This is a genomic window from Pelagibacterium halotolerans B2 (assembly GCF_000230555.1).
GTDB classification, from domain to species: Bacteria; Pseudomonadota; Alphaproteobacteria; order Rhizobiales; family Devosiaceae; genus Pelagibacterium; species Pelagibacterium halotolerans.
This window is the reverse complement of record NC_016078.1, coordinates 3,303,857-3,329,470: the sequence shown is the minus strand read 5'-3', so window position 1 is coordinate 3,329,470 and position 25,614 is coordinate 3,303,857. Positions and strand designations below refer to the sequence as shown.

Below are 25,614 nucleotides of genomic sequence, written 5' to 3'. Positions count from 1 at the left end.
GCGCTTGCGCTCACGCGCAACTCGTGGCATCGAGCCTTCACACAGCAAAGCACGCGGGAGACATGGAATGGCCGGTGACCTGATTGTCGGGCTCGATGTCGGGACACGCAGTGAAGCCGAGGACATGATTTCCCGGCTCGACGGCATCGTCGATTTCTACAAGATCGGTTACCAGCTTTTCTATGGCGGCGACGGACTGACCGTGGGCAAGGAATTGCTCAAGGCGGGAAAGCGCGTGTTTTTCGATCTCAAGCTTCTCGATATCGACAACACGGTGGCCAAGGGCGTCTCAGCGATTGCCGAGACCGGGGCGACAATGCTCACGCTCCATGCCTATCCAAAGGCGATGGCGGCGGCGGTCAAGGCGGCCGAGGGTTCATCGCTCTGCCTGCTTGGCGTCACGGTCCTCACCTCTATGGATCAGGCCGATCTCGACGATGCCGGCTATGGCATTTCCGTTGAGGACCTTGTGGCGCGCCGGGCGCGGCAGGCGCGCGAAGCGGGCATGGGCGGCGTTGTCGCCTCGGCCTTCGAGGCGCGGGCCGTGCGCCAGATCGTCGGGCCCGATATGGCCGTCGTGACGCCGGGCATCCGCCCCTCGGGTTCCGACAAGGGCGACCAGAAGCGGGTGATGACGCCGGCCGACGCGCTGGCTGCGGGCGCATCCCATCTCGTGGTGGCGCGCCCCATCGTTGCCGCGCCCAGCCCGCGCCAGAGCGCGCAGGCGGTGCTGGCCGAAATGCAGGCGGCCTGAGGGGAACACAATGGCATTGAGAATCGGAGTTGTCGGCGCGGGCGGACGCATGGGACAGGCGGTCATCCGCGCCGTGGCCGCCCATGGGGGCATGACGCTGGCTGCGGCAGTCGCGCGGGACAATTCGAGCGTTCTGGGCAAGGACGCAGGCAGCCTTGTGGGGCTCGAACCGCTGGGGGTCGCCATCGGCGATACGCCGCTCGATATCGTCGACCAGGTGGATGCGGTGATCGATTTCACGGCGCCGCAATTGAGCGTGGCGCTGGCCCGCCGGGCCGCCGAGCGCAAATTGATTCACATCATCGGCACGACCGGCTGTTCGCCCGAAGACGACGCGGCGATTGCCAAGGCGGGGGCCGAGGGCGCGCGAATCGTCAAATCGGGCAATATGAGCCTTGGGGTGAACCTTCTTGCCGCGCTGGTCAAAAAGACCGCGGCCAGCCTCGATATCGAGTTCGACATCGAAATTCTCGAAATGCATCACCGCCACAAGGTGGACGCGCCTTCGGGCACGGCGCTGCTGCTGGGTGAGGCGGCAGCCGAGGGGCGCGGGATCGATCTTGCCGAAAATTCGGTTCGGGTGCGCGACGGGCATACCGGCGCGCGCGAGCCCGGCTCGATCGGCTTTGCCACATTGCGTGGTGGCGGCATCGTGGGCGAGCATTCGGTGCTGTTTTCCTCGATGGCCGAAACCATCACCCTGTCCCATTCGGCCCGCGACCGGGCGCTGTTTGCCGACGGCGCACTCAGGGCGGCGCTGTGGGCCGCCGAGCAGCCGGCGGGCTTTTATTCCATGGCCGATGTCCTCGGCCTTTGATTTTCATGACCCGTTTTCGAACACGCTCAATGACAAGGACTGATCTATGACCGGCACGCTGATCCTCGTTCGCCACGGCCAGAGCGAATGGAATTTGAAAAACCTGTTCACCGGCTGGAAAAACCCGGGCCTCACTGATCTGGGGATCGAGGAAGCGAAAAAGGCCGGGCAGGCGCTCAAGGCGCGCGGGACGGTTCCCGATGCCTATTTTACTTCGGCGCTGACCCGGGCGCAGCGCACGCTCGACCTGATGCTCGAGGAAATGGGGATCACCGACCTCACCATCACCCGCAATCACAAGCTCAACGAGCGCGATTACGGCGATCTGTCGGGGCTCAACAAGGACGATGCGCGGGAAAAATGGGGCGAGGAGCAGGTCCATATCTGGCGCCGCTCCTATGACGTCCCCCCGCCGGGCGGCGAGAGCCTGAAAGACACGGCGGCGCGGGTTCTGCCATACTACGAAGCCGAGATCGAGCCGTTGCTCAAGGCTGGAAAGACCGTTCTGGTCACGGCGCACGGCAATTCGCTGCGGGCCCTGGTCATGAAGCTCGAAGGGCTTGACGAAGAGGCTATCCTCAAGCGTGAAATCGCCACCGGGGCGCCGATCGTTTACGGCATCGATGCCGAAGGTCACCGGGTTTCGACCGAAGAGCTTTAATCGACCTTTTCGGGCGTGTCGCCCAGGACGTCGCGCACGTAGAGCTCGAGCACCAGCACACGCAGTGCCGCAAGCAGGGGTGTGCCCAGCGTCACCCCGAGCGGGCCGAGCGCCACGCCCATGAACAACAGGAAGACAATTGTCAGCGCCGGGGCGAGATTGACCACCCGATCCTGGATCAGCGGGGTGGTGACATTGGCGTCGAACTGCTGGATCAGGGTATAGCCGCCCAGAACGATCAGCGCCGTCGTCCAGTCCTGGCCGATCATCGACAGACCGATGGGAACGAAGGCAAGGATCGGCCCGACAAAGGGAATGAAATTCAGCAGTCCGGCAATCAGGCCGAGCGTAAGGGCGTAAGACAGGCCCATTGCAAAGAGCAGGATTGTGGTCAGCCCGCCGACAATGGCCATCAGTATGAGTTGCCCAACCAGCCAATGCTGGAGCGTCGCGCCGACCTTGCCCAGAACTTCACGGGCTCGCGGCCGGGCCGCAACGGGCAGCAGGACAGTAAGCCCGTCGCGGTATCGCCCGGGATCAATGGCGAGGAATATCCCGGTCAGAAAAACGATAACCAGATTGGAGATCAGTCCGAACCCGGTACCGAGCACGGCCCCGGCGCCGCCGAAGATCGTCTGGGGTTCGGGAATGGCTTCGACGATATCGGTTACCTCGAAGGTCTGCGCCACCGGCAGACCCCAGTCGTTGAGCTGGCCGGCCACCATGTCCCAGGCTTCGGCCAGGGCGCTCGAAAGCGCATCGAACTGGCTTACGACCGTCACGCCACCGCCAATGGCGGCAAGAGCGATAAGCACCACCACAAGGACAAGCGTCACGACCACTGCAAACGCACGCGGCAGGACCGGCAAGAGCCGCATCACCAGGCCGATCAGCGCGTCGAGCACGGCGGCCACCAGGATTGCGGCGAACACCAGCATGAGGATATGCGCGTAGAACGCGGCCACGACGAGGGCCAGAAGACCTATAAATGCCAGAAAAATCGCGCGCGCCAAAACAAACCCTCCGCCCCTCGCAAAGGGCAAAGATTCCGGGCGGCCATGGGTTCCAATTGCGCTATTGCGCTGAAACCAGCCCCGCTTCCCAGCCCAATATGGCGCGCTTGCGCACGATGCCCCAGTGATAGCCGGTGAGCGCGCCGGTCGAGCCCACGATCCGATGACAGGGAACGACAAAGGAAATCGGGTTGCGCCCCACCGCGCGGCCAATGGCGCGGGCCGCATTGGGCCGGCCCACGGCGCGCGCCACCTCGCCATAGGTGGCGGCGCGGCCGGCGGGGACCTTGAGCAGGGTTTCCCAGACCTTGATCTCGAACTGGGAGCCGATCATCACAAGCCGTATGGGCTGATCGGGATCCCAGCGGCCGGGGTCGAAGATGCGCGAAGCTATTGGGGCAATGGCCTTGTCGTCGCGCTTGTATTGGGCATTGGGCCAGCGGCCGGCCAGATCCTCGAAGGCGTATTGTTCCTTGCCGTCATCGGCAAAGGAAATACCGGCAACCCCATATTGGGTGACCATCAGGCACACATTTCCGAAGGGCGATGGCGCATAGCCCCACGTGACCTCCAGTCCCGCGCCCTTTGCGCGATAAACGCCCGGAGGCACCGCGTCATAGGTTACGAACAGATCGTGCAGACGGGAGGGGCCGGACAGCCCCAGTTCATAGGTCGTGTCGAGCACGCTCATATTGTCGCGCAAAAGTTTGCGCGCATGGTCGAGGGCAACGGCCTGGGCAAAACTTTTCGGGGTCAATCCGCACCAGCGGCGGAACATATCGACCAATTGGCGCTCGCTCATCGAAAGCGCGTGGGCCAGCCCGGCGATATCGGACGCTTCGGGACCGGGCATCGAGAGATATTCGATGGCCTGTGCGATGGCGCGATAGGTCTGCTCGCTGGTCATATCGGGGAGCTGTGAAAGTGCTGTCATCTCGTTCATGGGCTCACACTAGCGGCCATCGGCACAGCGCACGACCCGATTTTTACATGGATAGAACTTGATCTGTCGCGCGGCCGAACCGAAAAAGTCTGCGACTTTTTCTGACCGCACTCTAGCGCTTCGCCCTGCTCAAGGCATGACCGAAGGCCTCGGCGAAGCTGGCCTTGTCGTCGGGCGTCAGGAAACGCCCGATCTCGGTCTCGCCTTCGCGGGTCAGGATCTTGAGCGCGGTCACCCGGTCTTCATTATCGCGGACGACCGAAAGGCGGATGAAGAAGGGATTGAACGAGAGCGCCGTTTCCCGGCCCTTCTTGGTGACATGGCGAATATCGAGGGCGTCGGGCCAGAGGGTGATTTCCTCGAACATCTCGGTGTCCCTGAGCGAGGCGGTGAGCGCCCAATAGAGCAGCAGCACATCGAGCCCCAGAAGGCCGACAACGGGCCAGGCGCCCATCGCGTAAAAGGCGATGCCGGGAATCGAGGCCATGACGCAGGTGAACGCGATCACCCAGCGGATGCCCTGGGGCGAGAGCGAGCGGTGCGGGGTCAGCAATGCGGCAAAGAGCGGGCTCTTGGTCATCTCGGCTTGCCTTTTGGCCTTGGCGCCATTCTAAGGGGATTGTCCGGATAAAAATCAAATCAAATATCGCCGCACCATGCCCAAGCCACTGACCAGGGCCGAGATCGAAAAGATCTTCGAGGCCTTCTCGCTTCACGATCCAGCGCCCAAGGGCGAGCTCGACTACGTCAATGTCTTTACGCTTCTCGTCGCTGTGGTGCTGTCCGCCCAGGCCACCGATGTGGGGGTCAACAAGGCGACCAAAGCGCTGTTTGCCATTGCCGACACACCCGAAAAGATGGTGGCGCTGGGCGAGGACGCCATTCGCGAGCACATAAAAACCATCGGGCTTTACCGCAACAAGGCCAGGAACGTCTTTCTTTTGAGCCGGATGCTGATCGAAAAGCATGCGAGCGAAGTTCCCGACACCCGCGAGGCGCTGGAAGCTTTGCCCGGGGTGGGGCGCAAGACGGCAAACGTGGTGCTCAATATCGGATTCGGCCAGCCGACCATTGCGGTGGACACCCATCTGTTTCGCGTCGGCAACCGCACCGGCATTGCGCCGGGCAAAACGCCGCTGGCGGTGGAACTGGCGCTTCTCAAGCGGGTGCCGAAACATCATCTGCTGCACGCCCATCACTGGCTGATCCTGCACGGGCGCTATGTGTGCAAGGCACGCAAGCCCGAATGCTATCGTTGCATCATTGCCGAGTGGTGCCGCTATCCGGCCAAGACCGCCGGATAGACCGGTTGCGCCTCCGGCCGCTATGCCTTAAGCGAAGGGCAGTATCCATGACAGTTTATGCGGAGCGCCGATGACCACGCGGTTCGACGTCCTGACCATCGGCAATGCCATCGTCGATGTGATCGCCCCCATCGATGACAATTTCCTCGTCGACGAGGGCCTGCGCAAATCGATAATGCATCTCGTCGATGCGGAGCGCTCGGCGGATCTTTATGCCAAGATGCCCGAGAACAAGTCGATCATCCCCGGTGGCAGCTCGGCCAATACGGCCGCCGGCGTTGCCGCGCTGGGCGGGCGCGCGGCGTTCGTGGGCAAGGTTGCCGAAGACGAGCTGGGCCTGATCTTCCGGGACGATTTCGATACCAAGGGCATCGGGTATGAAACCGGCTATCTTTATGACGGCCCGGCCACTGCGCGCTCGATGATCCTGGTGACGCCCGATGGCGAGCGTACCATGAACACCTATCTGGGCGCCTGCCAGCACCTGACCGAGGACGATATCGTCGAGGAAACCATCGGCGCTTCGGCGATCACCTATATGGAAGGCTATCTGTGGGATCCGCCCGAAGCCAAGAAGGCCTTCATCAAGGCGGCCCATTACGCCCACAAGAACGAACGCGCCGCGGCGATCACGCTGTCGGACCCGTTCTGCGTCAACCGCTTCCGCAACGAGTTTCTCGATCTCATCAAATCGAAAACCATGGATTACGTCTTCGCCAATATCGAAGAAGCCAAGGCGCTCTATGAAACCGACGATCTCAACGTCGCGGTGCGGCAGTTGGCCGAAGATGCGGAGATCGCGGCGGTCACCATGGGGTCACGCGGCGCCATGGCGATCAAGAACGGGGAAATCGTTTCGGTTCCGGCCTTTCCGGTCGGCAATGTCGTTGATGTGACCGGCGCGGGGGACCTTTTCGCCTCCGGGTTCCTGCTCGCCACGGCGCGCGGGCAATCGATGGACGAAGCGCTCAAGCTGGGGTGCCTTGCCGCATCGGAAGTGATTTCGCACTACGGCGCGCGCCCGGTGGCCGATCTCAAGGAGCTGGCCCGCGGCGAAGGGATAGCCGTCTAGACCTTACGCAGAGCCACTTCGTGAATCGAGTGGTCGGCGCCTTTCTTGAGGATCAGATCGGCCCGGCCGCGCGTGGGCAGGATGTTTTCGCGCAGGTTCGGCAGGTTGATCGACTGCCAGATGGATTTGGCGGTGGAAATCGCCGTCAGCTCCGAAAGCTCGGAAAAGCGCTTGAAAAAGCTCTGCGGGTCGCGGAAGGCGGTCTCGCGCAGCTTCATGAAGCGCTCCACATACCAGGCCTCAAGCACATCCTCGTCGGCGTCGATATAAATCGAAAAATCGATGAAATCGGACGCAAAGACGATCGGATTGCCCGTGCGGGGCAATTCGCCGGGCTGAAGAATGTTGAGCCCCTCGACGATCAGGATGTCGGGGCTCTCCACTGTGTTGGTCTGGTCGGGCACGATATCATAGACCAGATGGGAATAGGTGGGGGCACTGACCTTGGGCTGGCCCGATTTGATCGCCGCAAGAAACTGAACGAAGGCAGACCGGTCATAGCTTTCGGGAAAGCCTTTGCGCTGCATCAGTCCGCGCTCTTCGAGCACCTTGTTGGGGTAAAGGAACCCGTCGGTTGTGATCAGATCGACCTTGGGTGAGCTCGGCCAGCGGCGCAACAGGGCGCGCAGGATGCGTGCGGTGGTCGATTTTCCCACCGCCACCGATCCGGCAACGCCGATTATAAACGGCACTTTGGCGCCGTTATGGCCCAGAAACCGGGTCGAGGCGTGGTGGATGCCCTGGATGGCTTCGACGTAGAATGACAGCAGGCGGGTTAGCGGCAGATAGACGATTTCGGCTTCCGCGAGCGAGATCGGATCGTTGAGCGCCCGGAGGTGTTCGATGTCCTCCCCATTAAGCGTCATGGGCTCGTCGGCCCGCAGCCGCGCCCATTCGTCGATCGAAAAGCTCAGATAGGGCGTATAGGACAGCTTTGACATGGTCAGTCCCGGGTCCTTGCGGCCTTTTCGGCCAGACCCGATTGCGCGGTCCGGCGGTCGAGTTCTTCGGACACTTCAGACAGGTCAACGCCCTCGGAACGCAACAGCACCAGCAGGTGATAGACCAGGTCGGCGCTTTCCTTGACCAGCTCGCCCCGATCTCCGCTCATCGCCGCGATCACGGTCTCAACCGCTTCCTCGCCAAGCTTCTGGGCGCATTTGGCGGTGCCTTTGGCAATCAGCTTGGCCGTATAGGACTGATCGGGCGAGGCCTTGGCCCGCTCGGCCAGACGCGCGTCAAGCGCTTCGATACTCAATGTCATGAATTGTGCCTCCGTCTCCGCGCCATCCGTCTAACCATTGCCGGGGGCAGGGTGCAAGCAATCAAAAAGGGTTAGTCGAGCCGCATGGGAATGCCGGCCGCCGCCATATGCGCCTTGGCTTGGCCGATGGTGAAGGTGCCGAAATGGAAGATCGAGGCCGCGAGCACCGCCGTCGCATGACCCTTTTTGACGCCATCGACAAGATGATCGAGCGTGCCCACGCCGCCCGAGGCGATCACGGGCACCTCGACCGCATCGGCGATGGTGCGGGTCAGTTCGAGATCGAAACCCGTTTTTGTCCCGTCGCGGTCCATCGAGGTCACCAGCAATTCGCCGGCCCCCCTTTCGACCGCGCCGATGGCGAAATCGACGGCGTTGAGCCCGGTCGGCTTGCGCCCGCCATGGGTGAAAATTTCCCAGGTTCCGGACTCGCCGCGCTTGGCATCGACCGAAACGACGATACACTGATTGCCGAATTTGTCGGCGGCGCGGGCCACGAAATCGGGATCGTTGACCGCGGCGGAATTGATCGAAACCTTATCGGCGCCCGAGAGCAGCAATTTGCGGATGTCGTCATTGGAGCGCACGCCACCGCCCACGGTGACCGGCATGAAGCAATGCTCGGCCGTGCGCGCCACGACATCGAAAATCGTATCCCGGCCCTCGTGAGAAGCGGCAATATCGAGAAAGCAAAGTTCGTCTGCCCCCGCAGCGTCATAGGCGATGGCCGCTTCGACCGGATCGCCGGCGTCGACAAGATCGACGAAATTGACGCCCTTGACCACGCGGCCGTCCTTGACGTCGAGACAGGGAATAATGCGGGCCTTGAGGGTCATAGGACGTCCGCTCCATTTTCTATACTTGCTGTCCTCGCGGCTGCGCCGCTGCGGGCAAGCTGACCGTCCTTGACGTCGAGACAGGGCATAATGTGAGCCTTGAGGGTCATATTGAGGTTCCCGATTGGGCGGATTTGTAGCGGCGATAAAGCAGATGACCGACGAGCACAACACACCAGAGCAGGAGCGCCATGCCGCCGAGCGGAATTGTTGCGAGCATCAGCCAGCCCAGAAGGCCCATGAAGGCCAGCAACCCGCCGATATCAGAGTCACCGACGACACAGGGATAGACACCGGCCTCGTCGACGCGGCAGCTATTGGCATCGGCCACGAGATAAACGATGAAAACCGAAATGACCGGAAACAGCGCCAGAAGCAGGATGACGATGAACGAAATCGCGTAGGGGATCCACGGAAACCGCTTCACCGGCTGGCCATCCATCACGCAGCGGCCTTCAATATGGCCAGTGCTTCACGTGAATCAATGCGACCGTCATAGAGCGCCCGGCCCGAAATCGCCCCTTCGAGGATTTTGGCGTCCGGTTCGGTCATGCGACGGATATCGTCTATGCCGGCCAGACCGCCCGAGGCGATGACCGGAATGGAGGTGGCATTGGCCAGTTCCAGCGTCGAGGGCCAGTTGATACCCTTCAAAACGCCATCCCTGTCGATATCGGTGTAGATGATCGCCGCCACGCCGGCGCCCTCGAAGCGCTGTGCGAGATCGATTGCCGAGAGTTCCGAGGTTTCGGCCCAACCCTCGACCGCCACCTTGCCGCCGCGTGCGTCGATGCCGACGGCGACCTGACCGGGGAACGCCTTGCAGGCGGTTTTGACCAGATCAGGATCACGCACGGCGACGGTCCCCAGGATCACCCGCGCCAGCCCCTTTTCGAGCCAGCTTTCGATGTGTGCCAGCGTACGAATGCCACCGCCGAGCTGCACGGGGAAATCGACAGCCTCGAGGATGGCGTCCACCGCCGCGCCATTGACGCTCTCACCGGCAAAGGCGCCGTTGAGATCGACGACGTGGAGATATTCGAACCCCTGGTCCTCGAACACCTTGGCCTGGGCGGCGGGATCGTCGTTGAAAACGGTTGCCTGCTCCATATCGCCGAGCTTGAGCCTGACGCACTGGCTGTCCTTGAGATCGATGGCGGGAAAGAGAATCATGGGCGCCATTTCAGAAAATTTGCGATCAGGGCCAGGCCGAGGGTCTGGCTCTTTTCGGGGTGGAACTGGGTGCCGAAAATGTTGTCGCGGCCGACAATCGCGGTGATCGGTCCACCATAATCGGCGGTGGCGATCACCTCATCGGCGTTTTCGGCCTTCATGTGATAGGAATGGACGAAATAGGCGTGCAGGCCATTTTCGCCCGTCGCGATGCCTTCGAGCAGCGCGTGCGGGCGTGAAACACTGAGCGTATTCCAGCCCATATGCGGCACTTTGAGCGCGGGGTCGGAAGGCTCGATCTTTTCAATCGCTCCGGCGATCCAGCCCAGCCCTTTTGTCTCGATCTTTTCGCGCCCGACACTGGCCAGAAGCTGCATGCCGACGCAGACGCCCAGGAATGGCGCGCCGCCGGCGATCACCTTTTCGGTCAGGACCTCGTGCATCCCCGCCACCGCATCGAGCCCCGCCATGCAATCGGCAAAGGCACCGACGCCGGGCAGGACGATCCTGTCGGCCTTGCGGACCAGATCGGCATCGGAGGTGACGACGATCTCGGTCCCGGTTCCCTCGGCGGCGCGGGCAAAGGCCTTTTGCGCCGATTTGAGATTGCCCGCACCATAATCGATGATTGCGACGGTCTGGATCATGGGCGGGGTCCGTAGTTTTTTTCAAGCCATGCCTGCTCGGCGGAGAGGGTGCTGTCGGCCGCCAGCTCTCCGCTCGCAATCCAGTTGCGGTTTTCCAGCGCCTGACCGGCGATGGGCGTGGCCGCAAAGCCAGTCCACAGCGCAAAAATCAGGTAGAGCAGCACCGAAAGATCACCACCGATATGGGGCGCGAGCAGAAAAAGGCCAATTGCCACGGCGATCCAGAGCAAAAGATAGGCGATCGCTCCGCGCGCCAGGGCCCAGAATGGGGCGAACAGGAAGGCGCCCCAACTGAATTTGTCGGGCAGCACCCAAATGGCGTCGGGGCCGTTTTCCGGCTTGGCGTAGATTGCATAGAGGGTCATCAGACCGATCCGTAACGAGGCCGTGCCTCAGTGTTTCCTACAACACGCCCTTGGTGGAGGGCACCTGATCGGCGGCGCGGGGGTCGATCTCGACCGCCTGACGCAATGCGCGCGCCAGGGCCTTGAACAGGCTTTCGGCGATATGGTGGTTGTTGTCACCATAATGGGTTTCCGCGTGCAGCGTGATCCCGGCATTGATCGCAATCGCCTGGAAAAATTCGCGCACGAGTTCTGTATCGAACGTGCCGATCGTGGGCGATGTGAACTGGACGCGCCAGACAAGGAACGGCCGGCCCGACACGTCGAGCGCCACGGTGGATCTGGTGCCGTCCATGACAAGATCGCACGACCCGTAGCGCACAATGCCCTTCTTGTCGCCCAGCGCGTCCTTGAGCGCCTGGCCGATGGCAATGCCCACATCCTCGACAGTGTGGTGATCGTCGATTTCCAGATCGCCCCTGGCGTGGATCGCCATGTCGATCAGGGAATGGCGCGAAAGCTGGTCGAGCATATGATCGAAAAAGCCGACCCCGGTTTCGATCTGGCGCACGCCATTGCCGTCGAGATCGATAGCGACGGCGATCTCTGTTTCATTGGTCTTGCGATCGAGCTTTGCCTTGCGCATTGGGTCCATCCCCTCGGGAAACTCGGGCCTTGCATTAACAGCTTGAAGGGCGGTGGGAAAGCCCGGTCTGGCGCCCTCGCATTGCATTTAGCCCAGCCAATCCTAAATAATGGCCAACACGCGTTCTTTTGTGAGAGGCATTTTGGGTTTCAGATGACGACAATCGTTTCAGTACGCAAGGGCAATCAGGTTGTTGTGGCGGGCGACGGGCAGGTGTCGCTCGGCCAGACCGTCATGAAGCATTCGGCCAGAAAGGTCCGCCGGCTGGCGGGCGGGTCGGTAATTGCCGGATTTGCCGGCGCCACCGCCGACGCCTTCACCCTTTCAGAACGGCTCGAGGCCAAGCTCGAACAATATCCCGGCCAGTTGATGCGCGCCTGCGTGGAACTGGCCAAGGACTGGCGCACCGACCGCTATCTGCGGCGGCTCGAAGCCATGATGATCGTCGTCGACAAATCCGATTCGCTGATCCTGACCGGAACCGGCGATGTGCTGTCTCCCGAGGACGGGATCGCGGCGATCGGTTCGGGCGGCAATTATGCACTTGCGGCAGCCCGTGCGCTGACCGACAGCGACAAGAGCGCCGAGGACATTGCCCGCCGGGCCATGGCGATCGCCGCCGATATCTGCGTTTACACAAATGCCGATGTGACTGTCGAAACCCTCGAGCTCGAGTCTTGAGCCTTTCGATCCGCCAGATCGGACCCGATGAGGCCGAAATCTATCGGACCATAAGGCTGATCGCGCTGGAGGGCGATCCGGCATCGTTCGCTTCGGACGCCCAGACCGAGAGGGACCGCCCGCTCGACTGGTACGCGCAGGGCACGCGCGATGCCGCGATCTTTGTGGCCTTTGTGGATGGCCAGCCGGTGGGTATGGCGGGATTGTTCGTTCCCGACCGTCCCAAGACCAGCCATATCGGCACGATTTTCGGGCTCTATGTCCGCCCTGAACAACGGCGCAACGGGACGGCGGCCGCGCTGATGGACGCGGTCATCTCCCTCGCCAGAACGAGGGTCCGGCAGGTCCATCTCGGCGTCGCCGTCGACAATTGCGCCGCCCTCAAACTCTATCACCGGCTCGGCTTCCAGACCTATGGCACCGAGCCGCGCGCCCTTCATGTCGATGGGCGCTTCATCGACGAGCACCTGATGGTGCGGTTTCTGGATAAAGAAGACAGATAATGACCGACAGAAGTTTTTCCCCCCGCGAGATCGTTTCCGAGCTCGACCGCTATATCGTCGGGCAGTCGGACGCCAAGCGCGCCGTGGCCATTGCGCTGCGCAACCGCTGGCGCCGCCAGCAATTGCCCGAGGATATCCGCCGCGAGGTTTCCCCCAAAAACATCCTGATGATCGGGCCGACCGGGGTGGGCAAGACCGAGATTTCGCGCCGCCTTGCGCGGTTGGCGCAGGCACCCTTCGTCAAGGTCGAGGCCACCAAATTCACCGAAGTGGGCTATGTCGGCCGCGACGTTGAACAGATGATCCGCGATCTCGTGGAAGCGGGCATCGTGATCCTGAAAGACAAGAAACGCGCCGAGGTCAAGGCCAAGGCCCATCTCAATGCCGAAGAGCGGGTGATCGATGCGCTGGTGGGGCAATCGGCGACCCCTTCGACCCGCGAGGCGTTCCGCAAGAAGCTGCGCGACAACGAACTCGACGATAAGGAAATCGAGATCGAGGTGCCCGCCACTTCGGGCATGCCCATGTTCGATATCCCCGGAATGCCGGGGGCGGGCGCCGGGATGATCAATCTTTCCGACATGTTCGGCAAGGCGTTCGGCGGCAAGCCCCAGAAGCGCAGCGTCAAGGTCAAGGACAGCTATGATATCCTGATCAATCAGGAGGCCGACAAGCTGCTCGATCAGGACAAGATCAATGTCGAGGCGATCGAGCTTGTGGAAAATCACGGCATCGTCTTTATCGACGAGATCGACAAGGTCGCCGCCAAGGAAGGCGGGGTGACCGGCGGGCCAAGCCGGGAAGGCGTGCAGCGCGACCTGCTGCCGCTGATCGAAGGCACGACGGTTTCCACCAAATACGGCCCGGTCAACACCGACCACATCCTGTTCATCGCCTCGGGCGCCTTCCACGTCTCAAAGCCATCCGACCTGCTGCCCGAGCTTCAGGGCCGGCTGCCGATCCGGGTGGAATTGCGGGCATTGACGCGCGAGGATTTCATCAAAATCCTCTCGGACACCGAATATTCGCTGATCCGGCAATATGTGGCGCTGATGGGCACCGAAGGGGTGACGCTCGAATTTACCCCCGACGCCATCGAGGAAGTGGCCGATATCGCGGTTTCGGTCAATTCGAGCGTGGAAAATATCGGCGCACGCCGGCTGCAGACCGTGCTTGAAAAGCTTGTCGAAGACATCTCGTTCGAGGCCCCCGACAAGTCCGGAACCACGCTAACCATCGACGGCAATCGTGTCCGCGAAACCGTGGGCAAGATGGCCGGCGATACCGATCTGAGCCGGTACATTCTTTAGCTGCCGCCGAAAAACGCAATGGCGCGACCGGCGAACAAAGCCAGGATCCAGAACAGGATCGAGGCCGCCGCCGAAATCCGCGTCATCGCGCTGGCCGGCGAAAAATGCCTGCGGCCAAGAACGAAAAATCCCGCATTGGCGAGCGCCAGTCCGATCAGGCCCAGCTTGGTGAGAAACACCGGATTGCCCACATATTCCGATGGCCGCACCGAAAACAGCAGGGCTCCGGTTATCACCGCGACGCCCAGCGCCCCGATCGCCACGGGTCGCAACACGGCAATGGCCGCCCCCAGCGGCACCTGGCGCCCGGCGCCGAGCACACGGGCATCCATAAGCAGCGCGCTGGTCACCAGCATGCCGAGGGAAAGGATGTGCAGCGCATTGACGATCGGATAGGCGAAAATATCGCGCCGCAGATAATTGGCCAGCGCGAGGTTTTCAATCGCCTCAAGCATGACCCCGCTTACTGGTCGAGTTCGGCGGCAAACTCGGGATAGACATCATATGTGGCGTCCCCGATCACCAGCCGCACCGCTTTCATGCGATAGTCCGATTCGTCCAGGGCGCGGTGCCCATGGGCGATGACGGTATCTCCGATTGCGACCACCGTTTCGTCGAATCCCGCGGCAAGCGTCCGCTGGACGGGGGCCAGTTCGACCGTCCAGTCGGTTTGGCCGTCATTGAGGGTTACCGTGGGATGCGGCTGGCCGATATAGAGATCGGTCAGGGTTCCTTCGAGTTCGAACCAGTCTTCGCTGGCCCAGCTCCAGCCATGGTGGGCAAGAGCGGGAAGGGCAACGCAGAGGGAAACAACCGCGCCAAGGGCGAAAAGCGTGCGGCGTGAAAAAAGCGACATGACGAACATCCCGTTTCAACGCTGGAGCAATGCAAAATCCTGCAGCGACAATGTGGCACGGGCAAGGTCAGAGCGCCCACCCACATTCAGGGCTTGCTGCGAACCGCCCGCCGCATCACCTCGTCGCGGATGGCCTTGCAGTCATCGGGCGACAAATTTCTCATTTCACGGCCCAGCACGTTGGTCAGTTCGGTCGCTTCAGGCGCCATCCCGGAGGTATCGATGGTCATTTTGGGATCGGAAATTTCGGCAAGGCGCTGGATCTCCTCGGCCTCGTCCCAGATCACGTTGAAATAGGCGATGATGCGCTGGACCAGAAACCATGTGGGCTTGCCACGCTTGCCGTGTTCGAGCGCCGAGAGATAGGCGCTCGAAACATTGAGGGCTTTCGCCATGTCCTTGAGCGCAATGGAACGTTCGGCGCGCAGCTTGCGCAATTTGGCTCCCAGCGGGGTCACATCTGCCTCTTGCGTTTGAGCCGCACATAGAGCGCACCGCCACCGCCGTGACTCTGGTGCGCGGGGTCGATGCCGGCAACCATCGGGGCGAGGTCGGTGGCATTGAGCCAGAGCGGCACCATCTCGCGCAGCACACCCTTTTGCTCGAGCTGCAGATAGCCGGTCTTTTTGATGCCCTTGCCGGTAATGACCAGCACCGTCCTGTCACCCCGCGCCACGCGGGCGGGTATGAAGCGTTCGAGCGCCATGCGCGCCTGGTCCTGGGTCATTCCGTGCAGGTCGAGGGTTGCGTCGATCGGCTCGCGGCCGCGCGCCACCCGCCGCTTGAGATTGGGCTCCATCGATTTTTCCGAAGCCGGAATTTTCGAAGCGGCGATCATGGGGCGGGCCGAGGGCAGGGGCGGGCGCGCAAAGCGCGGCGCCGTATCGCGGGGCTTGCCGGAATCGGGTTCTTGCCCGGAATTTTCGAGCGCTTCGAGCAGAGCCTTGGGGTCGGCACTCTTGCGCCGCAACAGCGGATCGACGGAGTTGCCCACCGCATTCCAAAGATGCCAGTCGCGCACCGGCCCGGATTTTTTCGGGCGGGGTCCGGGCGGTTTGCGCGCCATGGCAGGTCGGCCTTTTCGGCTCTAATCGAGATCGTTGGTCGCGACGAGCTTCCAGTTGGGGTCGCGCGAGCGGGTGTTGCGCATGAAGGTCCACTCATCGGCAATCGCCACAACCTGACCGGGTGTGCCCTCGACGATCTCGCCTTCGCGATCCTTGGTGATCGAAACCACTTCGGCATCGATCCTGAGGGTGACCACAGCGTTGCGCTTGTCGAGCTCGGCTTCGGCAAACGCAATGTTGGAGAGGCCAACAAAGGTGAAATCGACAGTGTGTCCCGCCGCTTCGCGCTCGGAGATCGCGGCATCGAAGCTGTCATAGACGTCCTTGTCGAGCAGCATTTTCAAGGTCTTGCGGTCGCCCGAAGCATAGGCCGAAACGATCATTTCGTATGCCGATTTGGCGCCTTCGAGGAATTGTTTGGGCGAGAATGAAGGATCGGCGGCAACGATAGCACGCAGCCCCTCTTCGATCTCGGGCTTGCCGGATCCGAATTTTTCGATTTCGGCCTCGATCTTGCGCTGAACCCGTTCGGCCTCCTCGGCATCCTGGGGATTGCGCCGCGGCATGGGAACGACCGTATCGTCATTGTCCGACTTGGTGCGCGAAATCGATTCATAGCGCACCGAGGGCGGGCGCTCATTGCCGGTGCGGGTGCCCAATACCGAGCGCAGACGCAGGAGCACTACGATGGCCACCACGATGACGATGAGGGTGGGAAAGTCGAGAAATTCGCCCATGAGTGAAATTCTGGCTCCAAAATGAAACGGTTCTGTCGGCCGCTCGACCCACCTTAACGCATGGTCGGTCGATCCGGACGGTTCGCAATCTGCTTGTCGTGACCTATATATATGCAAACGGGCCGTGCAAACCAGTTTGCAGTGGCATTATTGTGATCGAGAGGTGTGTCGGCATGTTCCCTTATACCGGCGGACCCTCTCAAACGACAGGGAGATCGCCCGCGTGGGACGTTTCATTCTTCTCGGATTTTTGCTGCTGCCATTTCTTGAAATCGCCGGCTTCATCTGGGTTGGGGGGCAGATCGGTATCCTTTCGACCCTGGCCGCGATAATCCTGACGGCTGTCGTGGGCGTGTTGATCGTTCGATGGCAGGGGCTGGGCATGGTGCTCGACAGCCGGGCGATGATGGCTCGGGGCGAGATGCCGCAACGCCAGTTTGCCGAAATGATGATGATTGCGGCGGCCGGACTGTTTCTTGTGATCCCCGGGTTCATCACCGATGCCATCGGCTTTGCGCTGCTCATACCGCCCGTGCGCCACTGGCTCTATGGCCAGATGAGCCGGAATATGGTGGTGGTGACCACCTACCGGCCCTCCCAGCCGGGCCCGGCATACAAATCGATCGATCTGGACGACAACGACTACCGCTAGGCGGTTTTTGCGCCAAACCTTGTGAGCGTTGTGCAAAAGTGCTAGCCAGACGCGCGAAATTTGCGGCTCTCTTGTCGGGCCGCTCTGGCGAACCAGAGATAGGGACCTATTGGCCAATGGCTGACGACAACACAAACACCGACACGACGGCTCCGGGGCCGGAAGGAACCGCGCCCGCCTTCGGCATCGTGGGACAATATGTGCGCGATCTGAGCTTTGAGAACCCCAATGCCCCGGCCTCCCTGGTGCCCGGGCAGGTCAATCCCGGCTCCAACGTCAACATCAACGTCCAGGTCAAAAAGCAGGGCGATGATGTTTATGCGGTGGAGATCGGCCTCAACGTCAAGACCGAGCGCGAAAGCACGGTGCTCTATGCGGTCGAGCTGGTCTATGGCGGCCTGTTCCGCACCCGCAACATTCCGGAAAACCAGCTTGGCGCGCTGTTGATGGTCGAAGCGCCGCGGCTTATTTTCCCTTTCGCCCGTCAGGTTCTGGCCTCGACGATCCAGGCGGGCGGTTTTCCGCCGCTGTTGCTTGAACCGGTCGATTTTCTCGCGCTTTATCGCCGCAACCTTGCGGCCGCCGCCGAAAAGAACAAGACCGAGGGCACGGCCGACGCCACCGAAGTCAAGCCGACCGTCAACTGAAGGGCCCGGCAAATCGCTCACCGCAAAAAGCCCCGGTTTTCCGGGGCTTTTTTGTGGCCGGTTCCGTCGAAAATCAGCCCTGTTCGACCTCGATCTCCAGCGTTTCGTATTTGAGCCACACCGCGCTTTCGCCCATCTGGGCGATAAAGCCAGCATGCGCCAGCTTTTCTTGCGCCGTCAGGCGGGCGGGCAGGGGCGTGGGGCGCTGGCGGGCCGGCGGACGGGTCCCCGCGCCGCGTATCGAAACATCAGCCTCGGCGGACAAGGCGAGCGCCACCTGCCGGCCACCGATCAGCTCGAGATAGACTTCGGCGAGAATCTCACTGTCGAGCAGGGCGCCGTGCAGGGTGCGGCGCGAATTGTCGATGCCATAATGTTTGCACAGCGCGTCGAGACTGACGCGGGCGCCGGGATGAATCTTGCGGGCCAGCATCACGGTATCGATAACGTCATTTGTGAGCCGGGGGCGCCCCGTCCATTCGAGCTCGGCGTTCAAGAACCCCATATCGAACGGCGCATTGTGGATGATGAGCGTGTCATCGCCGATAAAATCGGCAAAGGCCTGGGCCACCTCGGCGAATTTGGGCTTGTCGCGCAGGAAGTCTTCCGACAACCCATGCACGCGGAACGCCTCTTCGGGCATGTCGCGCTCGGGGTTGATATAGACGTGATAATGGCGCCCGGTCGGAACGTGATTGATCAGTTCGACACAGCCGATTTCCACCAACCTGTCGCCATTGGCCGCCGAAAGGCCCGTGGTTTCGGTGTCGAGGACGATTTCGCGCAGATGGCTCATGCCCTGGCCTCGTCAAGCAGTGCTTCGATGACGGCATCGGTGCGGGCAATGGTATCGTCCATGGTGCCCGAAGTATCGATCGCATAGTCGGCCCGGGTCCGCTTTTCGTCCTGGGTCAGTTGCCGCGAGAGGATGAAATCGAGTTTTTCGCCGCTCATGCCCGGCCGGGTCAGGACCCGCCGGCGCTGGATTTCGGGATCGCAATGGATGGCCACGACCTTGTCGATGGAATATTTGGCGCCGGTTTCAAAAAACAGCGGGATTTCGACGACGGCCAGGCCATTGCCCCTTGCCTCGGCACTGTCCATGAAATCGAGCGCCTTTTCGCGCACGAGCGGATGGATGACCTCTTCGAGTTCGGCAATCCTGTCCGGTTCTGCCGCAATGGCGGCGCTGAGCGCCTTGCGGTCCACCATCCCGTCCCGCACGGTCCCGGGAAAAAGCGTCTCGACCAAAGCGGCAGCGGGTCCGGCATAAAGTTCATGGACGGCTTCATCGGCGGAATAGGTGGGAAACCCCCGCTCGGCAAAACGGGCAAGCACTGTCGATTTCCCAGTGGCGATGGAGCCGGTGAGCACAACGCGCAGCATATTTCCCCCGAAAACGTCTCTCTTACTGCCCGAGTGCGGCCAGAACGCGGTTTGTGAGCGTTTCGGTCACGGCCGGCGCAACGCCGAACCAGGCCCGAAACCCCGGCACCGCTTGGTGGAGCAGCATACCCAGCCCGTCGACACAGGCAAACCCCTTGGCCCGCGCCTGGGCCAAAAGCGGGGTGATTAGCGGTGTATAAACGATGTCGGCGACCACAGCGCCGGGCGCGAGACCGGACAGATCGAGATCGGTAAAGGCGGTGCCCTTCATGCCGACCGAGCTCGTGTTGACGACGAGGCCGGCGCCTTGAAACCGCGCGGTCATCCGGGAAAGCGGCCCGGGCGCGATAGTGGGCCCGAATTCGGCGGCAAGGGCCTGGGCCCGTCCCAATGTGCGGTTGACCAGATCGATGCGGGGCACGCCGCGATCGGTAAGGCCGGCAAGGATGGCCCGGGCCGCGCCGCCGGCCCCGATCACCACTGCCGATTCAAGCGCCGCGTCCCAGCCCGGCGCCTGGGCGTCGAGATTGGCGAGAAACCCTTCATAGTCGGTGTTGGTGCCCAGGATCTTACCCTTTTGGGCCACCAGCGTATTGACCGCGCCGATCCTTTTGGCCAGGGGATCGAGCGCGTCGACCAGCCCCATCACCTCTTCCTTGTGCGGAATTGTGACATTGCCGCCCGCAAATTCTCCCTCGCGCAGCCGACCAATGAACGCGGCGAGATCGGCCGGCGCGACGTCGATCGCCTCATAGCTTGCATCGAGCCCATGCTCGGCGATCCACGTCCGATGGATCAGGGGCGATCTGGAATGAGCGATCGGGTGACCGATAACGAAGGCTTTTTTCATGAACGCGGCCCAAAGACTTCAGGGGCATACTGCTCGAGCGCTGCCAGAAGCGGCAGGAGCGGCAGGCCTAAAATTGTGAAATAATCCCCCTCGATGCGCTCGAAGAGGCGAATGGAGGGCCCCTCGAGCCTGTAGGCGGCCACCGAATCGAGGATCGCGGCGCCTTCGAGATCGAGCACGCTATCGAGCATCGTGCGATCGAAGGATTTAAAGGTCAGCACTGCCGTCTCGACGGTGCTCCAGACGATGTTCCCGGCGCGGGCCAGCGCAACGCCCGAATGAAGCTCGTGAGATTTGCCCGCCATGGCCATCAGCCGCTCGGTGGCGTCGTCGCGGTCGCGCGGCTTGTGCAGCCCATGGCCTTCAAAAGCGATCGTCTGATCGGCGCCAATGACAAAAGCTGCCGGTGTCATGGTGCTGACGGCAAGCGCCTTGGCCTCCGCCAGGAGCCGCGCGAGGCCCGCCCGATTCTCGCCACCGGTCAAGGCGGCATTTTCGATTTCTCGCTCATCGATCCCGGCGCCGGCGGTCGAAAATGCCAGACCCGCATTTTCCAGCAGGGTTTTCCGCGTGGCGCTTTTGGAGGCGAGGATCAGCATGGCCGGGCTTTTGGAGTTGGTGAGGGGACGAGCTTTTCCACATGCGCTCTCACAGTTAAAGCCCAATTCGGTTTGCGGCCGTCAAGGGCCGAAGTTTTCCCCAAAGGCCGATATCGGGTTAACAGTTGGTGAATTGGGGACAGCCTGGCAGGGCTGGGGACAAGAGCGGGGAAAATGATCGTTTTCCGACCCGATCCGGCGTTAATCTTTCATTAAGGATTTGCACAGGCCAGACCTTAACGAAACGTTAACTGCGCAGGCGCTCTCAGGCTTTCATCCCCGCTTTGCCGACATCCCCGAACAACACGACCGCCGCGCGAAACTGACGCAAGGCGATTTATGGCGGCGCGGTTGTGGGCTCAAAACAATTGGTGCAAAACACAGCCATAAAGAAGAAGAAGACTCTTAAAGATAGATTCCCTAACACGATCGAGAGCCCGGCCAATTGCATTCTCCCTCACCCACGATCTCGACTGGAAAACCGCTTCTCGATACAGCACTGGGCCTCAAGCAGAATCGCCCCCCGGTCTGGATCATGCGGCAAGCGGGGCGCTACCTGCCCGAATATCGCGCGGTACGGGAAAAGGCCGGAAGCTTTCTCGATCTGTGCTACACGCCGGCCCTTGCCACCGAGGTTACCCTTCAGCCCCTGCGCAGGTTCGATCTTGATGCGGCAATCCTGTTTTCCGATATTTTGGTGATCCCACATGCCCTGGGCCAGCCCGTACGGTTTGCGCAGGGAGAAGGACCGGTTCTCGATCCGATCGATGAGACGACGCTTTCAACGCTCAAGCCGGAAAAGGCGCTGGACAATCTCGATATGGTTCTCGAAGCGATCGAGAGGATCAAGCTTGCCCTGAGCGAAAACAAGACGCTGATCGGGTTCTGCGGCGCTCCGTGGACGGTTGCCACCTACATGATCGGGGGCCGCGGCTCGCCCGACCAGGCCGCGGCCCGGCTTTTTGCGCTCAATCACCCCAAGGCCTTTGCGGCGCTGATCGATATTCTTGTCGAAGTTTCCGCCCGATATCTGATCGCCCAGTTCCGCGCCGGAGCGGATATGGTGCAGCTTTTTGAGAGCTGGGCGCTCAATCTCGATGAAGAGGCGTTCCGCAGCCATGTCATCGAGCCAAATCGGCGGATTATCGAAAAGGTGCGCAGTTTCATTCCCGATGCGCCAATCACCGGATTTCCGCGTGGGGCTGCAGGGATGCTTGCCGAATATGCCGAAAAGACCGGGGTCAGCGTTCTGGGCCTCGATTTCGCGACCCCGCTGGATTTCGCATCCTCGAATCTGCCAAAAACCCTTCCGGTACAGGGCAATCTCGATCCTTTACGGCTGGTGGCCGGGGGCGCGCAGATGGAAAAGCGCGCCAATGCGATCATCGAGGCGTTTGCCGATCGCCCCCATATCTTCAATCTCGGGCACGGCATCGTGCCGCAAACCCCGATTGCCCATGTGTCACGCCTTGTCGATCTGGTCCATGGGCGCTAAGCAGGTCTGACAATCAGGGGAAAGAACGATGCTGGAATGGGTCAAGGCGCTTCATGTGATTTCGGTCATCGCCTGGATGGCCGGAATGCTTTATCTGCCGCGTTTGTTCGTCTACCACGCCGATGCCGAGATCGGTTCGGTTCAGTCGGAAACCTTCAAGATCATGGAAAGGCGCCTGTTTCGCGCCATCACCACGCCGGCAATGATTGCCACCTGGGTGTTCGGGCTTTGGATGATCCATCTTTATGGCCTGGGCCTGTTCGCCATGGGCTGGATCTGGGTCAAACTGGCCTTCGTGATTGCCCTTTCGGGCTTTCACGGTTTTCTGGGCCGGACGCTCAAGGCCTTCGCCAAAGATGAAAACAAGCGCGATGCCAAATTTTATCGTGCCATCAACGAGGTGCCCACCCTCATCATGATCGTGATTGTTATTATGGTCATCGTCAAACCGTTCTGATCGGTTTTACCGGTTCGAGTTCTGCTTGCATTGGCTGCATTGATTGGTTTATGAGGAACGGGCAACTCACGCATTCGCCGTGAGATGGGCGGCAAACGCTCCGCCCCGCTTCTCCCTCCTTTTTTAATTTATCCCGACCATCTCCCCTAAGAAGGCTGATCATGGAATTCATGAAGCTCAGGGACCTCAAGGCCAAATCACCGGCCGAGTTGCAGTCCTTTGCCGAAGAGCTCGACGTCGAAAATGCCAATACACTGCGCAAGCAGGAATTGATGTTCGCCATTCTCAAGCAATTGGCGACCCGCGATGTGGAAATAACCGGCGAAGGCGTTGTCGAGGTTCTGCCCGATGGCTTCGGCTTCCTGCGCTCTCCCGATGCAAACTATCTGCCCGGCCCCGACGACATCTATGTCAGCCCCTCCCAGATTCGCCGTTTCGGCCTGCGCACCGGCGACACCGTCGAGGGCCAGATCCGCTCTCCCAAGGAAGGCGAGCGCTATTTCGCGCTTTTGAAGGTCAACACCATCAATTTCGAGGATCCCGAACGGGTCCGCCACAAGATCAATTTCGACAATTTGACCCCGCTCTATCCCGACGAGCGGCTGAACATGGAACTTGCCGATCCCACCACCAAGGATCGCTCGGCCCGTGTCATCGATCTGGTCGCCCCGCTCGGCAAGGGCCAGCGCGCGCTGATCGTTGCTCCACCGCGTACCGGTAAGACTGTATTGTTGCAAAATATTGCACAATCGATCGCGACCAATCATCCCGAATGCTATCTGATCGTGCTTCTGATCGACGAACGTCCCGAAGAAGTCACCGACATGCAGCGCTCGGTGAAGGGCGAAGTGATTTCCTCGACCTTTGACGAGCCGGCATCACGCCACGTGCAAGTGGCTGAAATGGTTATTGAAAAAGCCAAGCGCCTTGTCGAGCACAAGCGCGATGTCGTGATCCTTCTCGATTCGATCACCCGCCTGGGCCGTGCCTACAACACGGTGGTGCCGTCCTCGGGCAAGGTGTTGACCGGCGGTGTAGACGCCAATGCCCTGCAGCGCCCCAAGCGCTTTTTCGGTGCGGCGCGCAATATCGAGGATGGCGGTTCGCTGACCATCATTTCGACAGCGCTGATCGACACGGGCAGCCGCATGGACGAAGTGATCTTCGAAGAGTTCAAGGGCACCGGCAATTCGGAAATCGTGCTCGACCGCAAGGTTTCCGACAAGCGCGTGTTCCCGGCCATCGACGTCACGAAATCGGGCACCCGCAAGGAAGAGCTGCTTGTCGAACCCGATATCCTGCGCAAGATGTATGTGCTGCGGCGCATCCTCAATCCCATGGGCACCGTCGATGCCATGGAATTCCTGCTCGACAAGCTGCGGCAGACCAAGACCAACGCCGAATTCTTTGATTCGATGAACACCTGATATCGCGCAGGTTTTCGCTTTCAGTTCGGGGCTGCGCGTGGTTAGACACGGCGCGGCCCCGTTCCGTTCTGGGCCATCGGAATGAATTTGATGCAGACCAGCAAGACCATTGCCGCCCTGTCCACCGGCAGCCTGCCGTCAGGGGGCGCCGTTATCCGGCTTTCGGGCCCCACTGCATTTGAGGCGGTCGAAAGGATATGCGGGCAGTTGCCGAAGCCGCGCGCACTGGCCCTGAAAACTTTAAAGCATCCTCAGACCGGTGAGGCGCTCGACCAGGGGTTGGTGGCGGTGTTTCCTGGTCCACACTCGTTTACCGGAGAAGACTGCGCCGAGTTTCAGGTCCACGGCTCGCCGGCCGGTGTGAAAGCCATCCTGAGCGCGCTGACGACCCATTGTGATGTGGCATTGGCAGGAGCGGGCGATTTCACCCGCAGGGCCTTTGAAAACGGCAAGCTTGATCTAACGGCGGTGGAGGGCCTTGGTGATCTTCTGGCCGCGGAAACCGAATCCCAGCGGCGCCAGGCTCTTTCCAGGCTTGAGGGCGGGCTGGCCGATCAGATCGCGGTGTGGCGCTCGCTCCTGCTCCACGCCCGGGCCGAAATCGAAGCGCGGCTCGATTTTTCCGACGAAGACGACGTTCCCTTCGAACTGCCGGCGCATTTTGTTGCCGATCTGCAAACGCTTGCCGGCGCGCTCAGCGCGGCGCGGGCCACCTATGATCGTGGCCGTATCGTCAGGGAAGGGTTCCGCATCGTTCTCGCCGGGGCGCCCAATGCCGGTAAATCGAGCCTGCTCAACCGGCTCGCCGGTTCGGATGTGGCGATCGTTACCGCTGAAGCCGGCACCACCCGCGACACCAAGGATGTCGCCATCGATCTCGGCGGCCAGTACGTTACGCTGACCGATACCGCAGGGCTCAGGGATACGATCAGTCTGGCCGAAGGGGAAGGCATAGTCCGCGCCCGCAAGGCCATGCAGGCTGCCGATCTCGTGCTTTGGCTCATGGCTCCGGGCGATGCCCAGCCTTTCCCGGACATGGACCGATCCGTATGGCGCATCGGCACCAAGTCAGACCTCGATGGCGCCGGGCCAGAGGTTGACCTGCGGCTATCGGCGCTGACAGGAGACGGCATCGAGACCTTGCTAAAGCGCCTCGAAAGCCATATTGAAGGCCGCCTTGGTGCAAGCGAAGCGAGCCTTGTCAGTCATCTTCGCGACAGGGACGCGCTGGATGCCGCGCTCGGGAGCGTGGAATCGGCGCTCGGGCGCATCGAACAGCCCGAATTGTGCGCCGAGGATTTGCGTCGCGCTGCGGATGTTCTGGCGGCCCTGATCGGCCTTATGGACAATGAAGCGGTTCTGGACCGATTGTTCGCCGGCTTTTGTATCGGGAAATGATTCACGTGAAACGCCCGTGGGACCATTGCCCTGGGATTCACGTGAAACATTGCAAGACTCGCACGAAACGGATTC

General features: G+C 61.3%; 34 protein-coding genes. 14 read left to right on the top strand and 20 right to left on the bottom strand.

What is annotated here, in order from left to right; all coding sequences use genetic code 11:
* Positions 1-67 precede the first annotated feature (67 nt).
* Genes pyrF through KKY_RS16360 form a run of 3 tightly spaced genes read left to right on the top strand, consistent with a single transcriptional unit; the run spans position 68 to position 2,232 of the window.
* The gene (gene pyrF / locus KKY_RS16370) at positions 68-754 is read left to right on the top strand and encodes an orotidine-5'-phosphate decarboxylase (protein WP_014132492.1); all 687 of its coding nucleotides are present in this window, start codon (positions 68-70) and stop codon (positions 752-754) included.
* A gap of 10 nt (positions 755-764) precedes the next feature.
* Complete coding sequence (gene dapB, locus KKY_RS16365) at positions 765-1,571, top strand: 4-hydroxy-tetrahydrodipicolinate reductase (RefSeq protein WP_014132491.1); 807 nt, start codon at positions 765-767, stop codon at positions 1,569-1,571.
* A 46-nt stretch (positions 1,572-1,617) separates the two neighbouring features.
* The gene (locus tag KKY_RS16360) at positions 1,618-2,232 is read left to right on the top strand and encodes a 2,3-bisphosphoglycerate-dependent phosphoglycerate mutase (protein ID WP_014132490.1); all 615 of its coding nucleotides are present in this window, start codon (positions 1,618-1,620) and stop codon (positions 2,230-2,232) included.
* On the opposite strand, the gene KKY_RS16355 is transcribed toward KKY_RS16360, so the two are convergent.
* The 3 genes from KKY_RS16355 to KKY_RS16345 form a co-directional block, all read right to left on the bottom strand.
* Positions 2,229-3,245: an AI-2E family transporter gene (locus KKY_RS16355; protein ID WP_014132489.1), complete on the bottom strand. Its 1,017-nt coding sequence runs from the start codon at positions 3,243-3,245 to the stop codon at positions 2,229-2,231. The genes KKY_RS16360 and KKY_RS16355 overlap by 4 nt on opposite strands.
* Before the next feature lie 61 nt (positions 3,246-3,306).
* Positions 3,307-4,179: a methylated-DNA--[protein]-cysteine S-methyltransferase gene (locus tag KKY_RS16350; RefSeq protein WP_041529579.1), complete on the bottom strand. Its 873-nt coding sequence runs from the start codon at positions 4,177-4,179 to the stop codon at positions 3,307-3,309.
* Positions 4,180-4,300: 121 nt separating this feature from the next.
* The gene (locus KKY_RS16345) at positions 4,301-4,768 is read right to left on the bottom strand and encodes a DUF2244 domain-containing protein (protein ID WP_014132487.1); all 468 of its coding nucleotides are present in this window, start codon (positions 4,766-4,768) and stop codon (positions 4,301-4,303) included.
* Between the two features lie 76 nt (positions 4,769-4,844).
* Here KKY_RS16345 and nth point away from each other — a divergent pair, with 76 nt between their 5' ends.
* A complete protein-coding gene (nth, locus tag KKY_RS16340; protein ID WP_014132486.1) occupies positions 4,845-5,492 on the top strand; it encodes an endonuclease III in 648 nt (215 codons plus the stop codon).
* 70 nt (positions 5,493-5,562) lie between these two features.
* Positions 5,563-6,564 (top strand): adenosine kinase, encoded by a 1,002-nt coding sequence (locus tag KKY_RS16335; protein ID WP_014132485.1) that lies wholly within the window; start codon positions 5,563-5,565, stop codon positions 6,562-6,564.
* On the opposite strand, the gene coaA is transcribed toward KKY_RS16335, so the two are convergent.
* The 8 genes from coaA to hisB form a co-directional block, all read right to left on the bottom strand.
* Positions 6,561-7,505, bottom strand: coding sequence for a type I pantothenate kinase (gene coaA / locus KKY_RS16330; RefSeq protein ID WP_014132484.1), 945 nt, complete (start codon positions 7,503-7,505; stop codon positions 6,561-6,563). The two genes, KKY_RS16335 and coaA, sit on opposite strands and share 4 nt — an antisense overlap.
* A gap of 2 nt (positions 7,506-7,507) precedes the next feature.
* The gene (locus KKY_RS16325; protein ID WP_014132483.1) at positions 7,508-7,828 is read right to left on the bottom strand and encodes a phosphoribosyl-ATP diphosphatase; all 321 of its coding nucleotides are present in this window, start codon (positions 7,826-7,828) and stop codon (positions 7,508-7,510) included.
* 71 nt (positions 7,829-7,899) lie between these two features.
* Positions 7,900-8,664 carry an imidazole glycerol phosphate synthase subunit HisF gene (gene hisF, locus KKY_RS16320; protein WP_014132482.1) on the bottom strand — a complete coding sequence of 255 codons (765 nt, stop codon included), beginning with the start codon at positions 8,662-8,664 and terminating at the stop codon, positions 7,900-7,902.
* A 106-nt stretch (positions 8,665-8,770) separates the two neighbouring features.
* On the bottom strand, positions 8,771-9,091 hold the full coding sequence (locus KKY_RS16315) for a hypothetical protein (protein ID WP_139305088.1): 321 nt from the start codon (positions 9,089-9,091) through the stop codon (positions 8,771-8,773).
* Between the two features lie 14 nt (positions 9,092-9,105).
* On the bottom strand, positions 9,106-9,837 hold the full coding sequence (gene hisA, locus KKY_RS16310; protein WP_014132480.1) for a 1-(5-phosphoribosyl)-5-[(5-phosphoribosylamino)methylideneamino]imidazole-4-carboxamide isomerase: 732 nt from the start codon (positions 9,835-9,837) through the stop codon (positions 9,106-9,108).
* Positions 9,834-10,484, bottom strand: a complete 651-nt coding sequence (gene hisH / locus KKY_RS16305; protein ID WP_014132479.1) for an imidazole glycerol phosphate synthase subunit HisH — start codon at positions 10,482-10,484, stop codon at positions 9,834-9,836. The genes hisA and hisH overlap by 4 nt, the downstream gene beginning before the upstream one ends.
* Positions 10,481-10,849, bottom strand: coding sequence for a hypothetical protein (locus tag KKY_RS16300; RefSeq protein WP_014132478.1), 369 nt, complete (start codon positions 10,847-10,849; stop codon positions 10,481-10,483). Before KKY_RS16300 ends, hisH begins: the two co-directional genes overlap by 4 nt.
* A 37-nt stretch (positions 10,850-10,886) precedes the next feature.
* Complete coding sequence (hisB, locus tag KKY_RS16295; protein ID WP_041528844.1) at positions 10,887-11,483, bottom strand: imidazoleglycerol-phosphate dehydratase HisB; 597 nt, start codon at positions 11,481-11,483, stop codon at positions 10,887-10,889.
* A 144-nt stretch (positions 11,484-11,627) separates the two neighbouring features.
* Between hisB and hslV the strand changes: the two genes are divergently transcribed.
* From hslV to hslU, 3 genes are read left to right on the top strand one after another with little or no spacing between them, the layout of a single operon-like run.
* Positions 11,628-12,155: an ATP-dependent protease subunit HslV gene (gene hslV, locus KKY_RS16290; RefSeq protein ID WP_014132476.1), complete on the top strand. Its 528-nt coding sequence runs from the start codon at positions 11,628-11,630 to the stop codon at positions 12,153-12,155.
* Positions 12,152-12,658 (top strand): GNAT family N-acetyltransferase, encoded by a 507-nt coding sequence (locus KKY_RS16285; protein ID WP_014132475.1) that lies wholly within the window; start codon positions 12,152-12,154, stop codon positions 12,656-12,658. Before hslV ends, KKY_RS16285 begins: the two co-directional genes overlap by 4 nt.
* The gene (hslU, locus tag KKY_RS16280; protein WP_014132474.1) at positions 12,658-13,968 is read left to right on the top strand and encodes an ATP-dependent protease ATPase subunit HslU; all 1,311 of its coding nucleotides are present in this window, start codon (positions 12,658-12,660) and stop codon (positions 13,966-13,968) included. Before KKY_RS16285 ends, hslU begins: the two co-directional genes overlap by 1 nt.
* On the opposite strand, the gene KKY_RS16275 is transcribed toward hslU, so the two are convergent.
* From KKY_RS16275 to KKY_RS16255, 5 genes are all read right to left on the bottom strand, one after another.
* On the bottom strand, positions 13,965-14,423 hold the full coding sequence (locus KKY_RS16275) for a hypothetical protein (protein ID WP_014132473.1): 459 nt from the start codon (positions 14,421-14,423) through the stop codon (positions 13,965-13,967). The two genes, hslU and KKY_RS16275, sit on opposite strands and share 4 nt — an antisense overlap.
* Positions 14,424-14,431: 8 nt before the next feature.
* On the bottom strand, positions 14,432-14,824 hold the full coding sequence (locus tag KKY_RS16270) for a DUF6152 family protein (RefSeq protein WP_139305089.1): 393 nt from the start codon (positions 14,822-14,824) through the stop codon (positions 14,432-14,434).
* A gap of 86 nt (positions 14,825-14,910) precedes the next feature.
* A complete protein-coding gene (locus KKY_RS16265; RefSeq protein WP_041528843.1) occupies positions 14,911-15,282 on the bottom strand; it encodes a helix-turn-helix domain-containing protein in 372 nt (123 codons plus the stop codon).
* Positions 15,279-15,890 carry a Smr/MutS family protein gene (locus tag KKY_RS16260; protein ID WP_014132470.1) on the bottom strand — a complete coding sequence of 204 codons (612 nt, stop codon included), beginning with the start codon at positions 15,888-15,890 and terminating at the stop codon, positions 15,279-15,281. Before KKY_RS16260 ends, KKY_RS16265 begins: the two co-directional genes overlap by 4 nt.
* 21 nt (positions 15,891-15,911) lie before the next feature.
* Complete coding sequence (locus KKY_RS16255; protein WP_014132469.1) at positions 15,912-16,628, bottom strand: Tim44/TimA family putative adaptor protein; 717 nt, start codon at positions 16,626-16,628, stop codon at positions 15,912-15,914.
* 223 nt (positions 16,629-16,851) lie between these two features.
* Here KKY_RS16255 and KKY_RS16250 point away from each other — a divergent pair, with 223 nt between their 5' ends.
* Both KKY_RS16250 and secB read left to right on the top strand, forming a co-directional pair.
* A complete protein-coding gene (locus KKY_RS16250; protein WP_014132468.1) occupies positions 16,852-17,280 on the top strand; it encodes an FxsA family protein in 429 nt (142 codons plus the stop codon).
* 116 nt (positions 17,281-17,396) lie between these two features.
* Positions 17,397-17,927 (top strand): protein-export chaperone SecB, encoded by a 531-nt coding sequence (gene secB, locus KKY_RS16245; RefSeq protein ID WP_014132467.1) that lies wholly within the window; start codon positions 17,397-17,399, stop codon positions 17,925-17,927.
* 73 nt (positions 17,928-18,000) lie between these two features.
* Here secB and dnaQ read toward each other — a convergent pair whose 3' ends face one another.
* Genes dnaQ through KKY_RS16225 form a run of 4 tightly spaced genes read right to left on the bottom strand, consistent with a single transcriptional unit; the run spans position 18,001 to position 20,762 of the window.
* Complete coding sequence (gene dnaQ, locus KKY_RS16240; protein ID WP_041529577.1) at positions 18,001-18,714, bottom strand: DNA polymerase III subunit epsilon; 714 nt, start codon at positions 18,712-18,714, stop codon at positions 18,001-18,003.
* A 5-nt stretch (positions 18,715-18,719) separates the two neighbouring features.
* Entirely contained in the window at positions 18,720-19,313 is a 594-nt protein-coding gene (gene coaE / locus KKY_RS16235) for a dephospho-CoA kinase (protein WP_014132465.1), read from the bottom strand.
* Positions 19,314-19,335: 22 nt separating this feature from the next.
* Complete coding sequence (locus tag KKY_RS16230; RefSeq protein ID WP_014132464.1) at positions 19,336-20,163, bottom strand: shikimate dehydrogenase; 828 nt, start codon at positions 20,161-20,163, stop codon at positions 19,336-19,338.
* Positions 20,160-20,762, bottom strand: coding sequence for a Maf family protein (locus KKY_RS16225; RefSeq protein WP_014132463.1), 603 nt, complete (start codon positions 20,760-20,762; stop codon positions 20,160-20,162). The genes KKY_RS16230 and KKY_RS16225 overlap by 4 nt, the downstream gene beginning before the upstream one ends.
* A gap of 466 nt (positions 20,763-21,228) precedes the next feature.
* Here KKY_RS16225 and hemE point away from each other — a divergent pair, with 466 nt between their 5' ends.
* The 4 genes from hemE (at position 21,229) to mnmE (ending at position 25,539) form a co-directional block, all read left to right on the top strand.
* Entirely contained in the window at positions 21,229-22,257 is a 1,029-nt protein-coding gene (gene hemE / locus KKY_RS16220; RefSeq protein ID WP_139305093.1) for a uroporphyrinogen decarboxylase, read from the top strand.
* Between the two features lie 28 nt (positions 22,258-22,285).
* Positions 22,286-22,714, top strand: coding sequence for a protoporphyrinogen oxidase HemJ (gene hemJ, locus KKY_RS16215; protein ID WP_014132461.1), 429 nt, complete (start codon positions 22,286-22,288; stop codon positions 22,712-22,714).
* 161 nt (positions 22,715-22,875) lie between these two features.
* The gene (rho, locus tag KKY_RS16210; protein ID WP_014132460.1) at positions 22,876-24,141 is read left to right on the top strand and encodes a transcription termination factor Rho; all 1,266 of its coding nucleotides are present in this window, start codon (positions 22,876-22,878) and stop codon (positions 24,139-24,141) included.
* A gap of 90 nt (positions 24,142-24,231) precedes the next feature.
* The gene (mnmE, locus tag KKY_RS16205; RefSeq protein WP_014132459.1) at positions 24,232-25,539 is read left to right on the top strand and encodes a tRNA uridine-5-carboxymethylaminomethyl(34) synthesis GTPase MnmE; all 1,308 of its coding nucleotides are present in this window, start codon (positions 24,232-24,234) and stop codon (positions 25,537-25,539) included.
* The last annotated feature ends 75 nt before the right edge of the window (positions 25,540-25,614 follow it).